General features: G+C 67.8%; 2 protein-coding genes. Both read right to left on the bottom strand.

What is annotated here, in order from left to right:
• On the bottom strand, positions 1–875 hold an 875-nt coding region (locus G7A99_RS14050), incomplete at its 3' end, for a peptidylprolyl isomerase (RefSeq protein WP_163141175.1).
• Positions 876–940: 65 nt separating this feature from the next.
• Positions 941–2,234: LPS-assembly protein LptD (locus tag G7A99_RS14045; protein ID WP_163141172.1), on the bottom strand; the 1,294-nt coding region annotated here is incomplete at its 5' end.

The raw sequence follows: 2,234 nt of genomic DNA, 5'->3' as shown, positions 1-2,234 counted from the left end.
TTGGTCTGGATCATGATGTGGCGGATATGGCTCTGGGTGACGACGTGCCGCTCGGCGGCGCGGCGGTCCTCCATCTTGAACAGGTGGAAGCCCGAGGGCGTGCGCAGAACCTCGCTGATCCCGCCGGGGTCGAGGGCGTTCAGGCGGTCGGCGATAACGCCCGGCAGCTCGCCGGCCCGGCGCCAGCCGAGATCGCCACCCTCCAGCGCGTTGCGCCCGTCCGAGCGCGCCGCCGCCAGGGTCGCGAAGTTGGCGCCGCCCTCGGTGAGCTGGCGGCGCAGGGCCTCGGCCTTGTCGCGGGCGTCGGAGATGGCCTCGGGCGAGGCCGCCTCCGGTAGCGCCACAAGGATGTGTCGGAGGTGGTACTCCTGCTGGTCCTCGGCGAGGCGCGCGGTGTACTGCTCGATCTCCTGGGGCGTGACGTTGACCCGCTGATCCATGACGCGCTGGCGCAGGCGCTGGACAAGGATCTGGCGGCGCAGGCGCTCGCGGAACCCGTCCATGGACATGCCCTGATTGACGAGGGCGTCGCGGAAGCCGCGCAGGTCCAGGTTGTTGCGTTCGGCCACGCGGCGGACCGCGGCGTCGAGCGTGGCCTGGTCGACGGTGATGCCGCGCCGGTTGGCGGCGTCGATCTGGAGCTGCTCGACGACCAGGCGCTCCAGGACCTGCTGGCGCAGCTCCTGCTCCGACGGCGCCTCGATGTCACGCTGCTGCAGCTGCGAGCGGACCTGGGCGAGCTCGTCCTGGAATTCCGACATCAGGATGACGTCTTCGTTGACCACGGCGACGATCCGGTCCAGCAGCTGGGCCGCCGCCGGCCCCGCCAGGGCGAGCGTCAGGAAGGCGGCGGCGATGCACCGGTAGAGGCTCATGCGCAACACGGTCTATACCTCGATCAGTCGTGGGGACGCCCGGTGCACGCGGGCACCGCGTCCGGTCAGTAGCCTGGCCGGGCCTTGTAGCCCGGCACCGCATTCTCGAAAAACTGGGGGATTGTATCACCGAGGCCACCCAGGCCCTTGAGCGCGAACTGGAGCAGGATCTGGTTCTCCAGGTTGTCGCCGGGGGCGTTGTCCTGGGTCGCCTGGTAGACCGCGCGGATCGCGTAGCAGCAGCTCTCGTACTCCAGGCCGATGAAGCGCTCGTCCGTCTCCTTGTCGAGCAGATCCTGGTTCCAGCCGCCGAGCACCGACCAGCGCGGCGAGACGGACAGCGCGAAGCTCGTCTCCGCCTGCTCCAGCGGGTTGCGGCCCTCGCCGCTGCGGTCGCGGTAGCTGACGTTGAGCAGCAGCGGGCCGCCATTGTTCCATCGGACCCGGCTGTAGAGGTCGTGGTTCCCGAAATCGGCCTCGTCCCAGCTGTAGTTGATGGTGCTGCTCAGCCCGAGGGGCAGATTCAGCCGGAGCTCGGTGAAGTAGTCGGAGCGCTCCTCGGTGTCGTCGCTGCCATCCAGCGTGACCTCGCGGTCGTCGAAATAGAAGATCTGGCCGGCGGAGAAGCGCAGGTAGTTCCGGCCGGTGTTCTGATCCAGCAGGCGCGAGGTCACGCCGAGGCTTAGCTGGTTGGCGTCACCCACGCGGTCCGGGCCGCTGAAGCGCTCCTCCCGGAAGAGCTGGCTGTAGCTGAGGTCCGAGGCGTCGGTGTCGAACGTGGGCAGGTCGTCCTGATTCCGCTCGGGGACGTAGAGGTAGAACATCCGCGGTTCCAGGGTCTGGGTCATGTTATGCCCGAACCAGGACGTGTCGCGGACGAAGTTCAGCCCCGTGTCCACGCTGTAGATCGGCACGCTGCGGTCCGGGCTGCGGCTGGTGCCGTCCGGATCGTCGAGCTGATAGCTGGTGTAGCGCCAGGATACCGCCGGCTCGAAATGATAGGCGAGCGAGCGCAGCGGCAGGGCCAGGCGCGGTTTCATGTCGAAACGCTGGCCGGTGACACGCTGATCCGGATAGGGGTGGTAGAAGTCCACCGCCTCCGCCTCGAACGATACGTCCAGCGGCATGTCCGTGATCAGCGGCCGGTAGTCGAAGCTCACCCTGGGCTGGCGCGCATAGGGTTCGTTGCGTGGGGAGACGGTCGGGTCAATCGTCTGCCAGTCCTGGGCGTCGGCGGTGACCTGCCAGTCCTCCGTGCTCCAGGACGCCCGGGCGTAGCTCTCCAGATTGCGTTCTGACGAGGAGAAGTCGCCGTCGTTGAATCCGGTATCGAAGTCGTCGAGGTAGTCGTCGTCGCTC

Source organism: Arhodomonas sp. KWT, from assembly GCF_010993615.1.
The sequence above is the reverse complement of the archived record's forward strand: the minus strand, read 5'-3'. Positions and strand labels throughout refer to the sequence as shown.